Source organism: Gilliamella sp. CG35 (assembly GCF_046635745.1).
In the GTDB taxonomy this organism is placed as follows: Bacteria; Pseudomonadota; Gammaproteobacteria; order Enterobacterales; family Orbaceae; genus Gilliamella; species Gilliamella apicola_I.
Genome location: NZ_JBIDFH010000029.1, coordinates 1 through 2,570, shown reverse-complemented (window position 1 = coordinate 2,570; position 2,570 = coordinate 1). Strand labels below are relative to the sequence as shown.

Here is a 2,570-nt window from a genome sequence, read left to right as displayed (position 1 = left end):
AAAACAACTCCGAGTTGTAAGGTTAAGACTCTCGGTTCATTAGTATCAGTTAGCTCAATGTATCACTACACTTACACACCTGACCTATCTACGTCTTAGTCTCAAACGGACCTTACTGATTCTCATCAGGGAAAACTCATCTCGAGGCTAGTTTCGTACTTAGATGCTTTCAGCACTTATCTATTCCGCACGTAGCTACCGGGCAATGCAATTGGCATCACAACCCGTACACCAGCGGTGCGTTCACTTCGGTCCTCTCGTACTAGAAGCAAACCCTCTCAATTTTCCTACGCCCATGGCAGATAGGGACCGAACTGTCTCACGACGTTCTAAACCCAGCTCGCGTACCACTTTAAACGGCGAACAGCCGTACCCTTGGGACCTACTTCAGCCCCAGGATGTGATGAGCCGACATCGAGGTGCCAAACACCGCCGTCGATATGAACTCTTGGGCGGTATCAGCCTGTTATCCCCGGAGTACCTTTTATCCGTTGAGCGATGGCCCTTCCATTCAGAACCACCGGATCACTATGACCTACTTTCGTACCTGCTCGAGCCGTCACTCTCGCAGTCAAGCTAGCTTTTGCCATTGCACTAACCTCCTGATGTCCGACCAGGATTAGCTAACCTTCGTGCTCCTCCGTTACTCTTTGGGAGGAGACCGCCCCAGTCAAACTACCCACCAGACAGTGTCCCTTACCTCGATTCAGAAGTATAGGTTAGAACATCAAACATTAAAGGGTGGTATTTCAAGGATGACTCCATGCATACTGGCGTACACACTTCTTAGTCTCCCACCTATCCTACACATTAAGGCTCAATGTTCACTGTCAAGCTATAGTAAAGGTTCACGGGGTCTTTCCGTCTTGCCACGGGTACACCGCATCTTCACGGCGATTTCAATTTCACTGAGTCTCGGGTGGAGACAGCCTGGCCATCATTACGCCATTCGTGCAGGTCGGAACTTACCCGACAAGGAATTTCGCTACCTTAGGACCGTTATAGTTACGGCCGCCGTTTACTGGGGCTTCGATCAAGAGCTTCTGCTTACGCATAACCCCATCAATTAACCTTCCAGCACCGGGCAGGCGTCACACCGTATACGTCCACTTTCGTGTTTGCACAGTGCTGTGTTTTTATTAAACAGTTGCAGCCAGCTGGTATCTTCGACTGATTTCACCTCCATCCGCGCGGGACTTCAATTACCATCAGCGTGCCTTCTCCCGAAGTTACGGCACCATTTTGCCTAGTTCCTTCACCCGAGTTCTCTCAAGCGCCTGAGTATTCTCTACCTGACCACCTGTGTCGGTTTCGGGTACGATTAACTATAACCTGAAGCTTAGAGGATTTTCCTGGAAGCAGGGCATCAATTACTTCACTACCTTAGTAGCTCGTCATCACGCCTCAGGGTCTCAGTGACCGGATTTGCCTAATCACACCCCTACACGCTTAACCCACCATCCAATAGGTGGTAAACCTAGCCTTCTTCGTCCCCCCATCGCAGTTATAGCCAGTACGGGAATATTAACCCGTTTCCCATCAGATACGCCCTTCGGCCTCTCCTTAGGGGTCGACTCACCCTGCCCCGATTAACGTTGGACAGGAACCCTTGGTCTTCCGGCGAGCGGGCTTTTCACCCGCTTTATCGTTACTTATGTCAGCATTCGCACTTCTGATACCTCCAGCATGCCTCACAACACACCTTCTACGGCTTACAGAACGCTCCCCTACCCAATACACTTACGTGCACTGCCGCAGCTTCGGTGCATAGTTTTAGCCCCGTTACATCTTCCGCGCAGGCCGACTCGACTAGTGAGCTATTACGCTTTCTTTAAATGATGGCTGCTTCTAAGCCAACATCCTAGCTGTCTAAGCCTTCCCACTTCGTTTCCCACTTAACTATGACTTGGGGACCTTAGCTGGCGGTCTGGGTTGTTTCCCTCTTCACGACGAACGTTAGCACCCGCCGTGTGTCTCCCATGATTAAACTTGTCAGTATTCGGAGTTTGCATCGGGTTGGTAAGCCGGGATGGCCCCCTAGCCGAAACAGTGCTCTACCCCCAACAGTTACTCATGAGGCGCTACCTAAATAGCTTTCGGGGAGAACCAGCTATCTCCCGGTTTGATTGGCCTTTCACCCCCAGCCACAGGTCATCCGCTAATTTTTCAACATTAGTCGGTTCGGTCCTCCAGTTAGTGTTAACCAACCTTCAACCTGCCCATGGCTAGATCACCGGGTTTCGGGTCTATACCCTGCAACTTAACGCACAGTTAATACTCGGTTTCCCTTCGGCTCCCCTATTCGGTTAACCTTGCTACAGAATATAAGTCGCTGACCCATTATACAAAAGGTACGCAGTCACACATGCCCAACGACACATGCTCCCACTGATTGTACGTACACGGTTTCAGGGTCTATTTCACTCCCCTCCCGGGGTTCTTTTCGCCTTTCCCTCACGGTACTGGTTCACTATCGGTCAATCAGGAGTATTTAGCCTTGGAGGATGGTCCCCCCATCTTCAGACAGGATATCACGTGTCCCGCCCTACTCTTCAAGCTTCCACATAATC

Annotated in this window: 1 rRNA gene; it reads right to left on the bottom strand. The window is 50.6% G+C overall.

Annotated elements, in window-relative coordinates:
- Positions 1 to 18 precede the first annotated feature (18 nt).
- Positions 19 to 2,570: ribosomal RNA gene (locus ACGH4F_RS09450) — 23S ribosomal RNA — on the bottom strand; the annotation flags it as partial.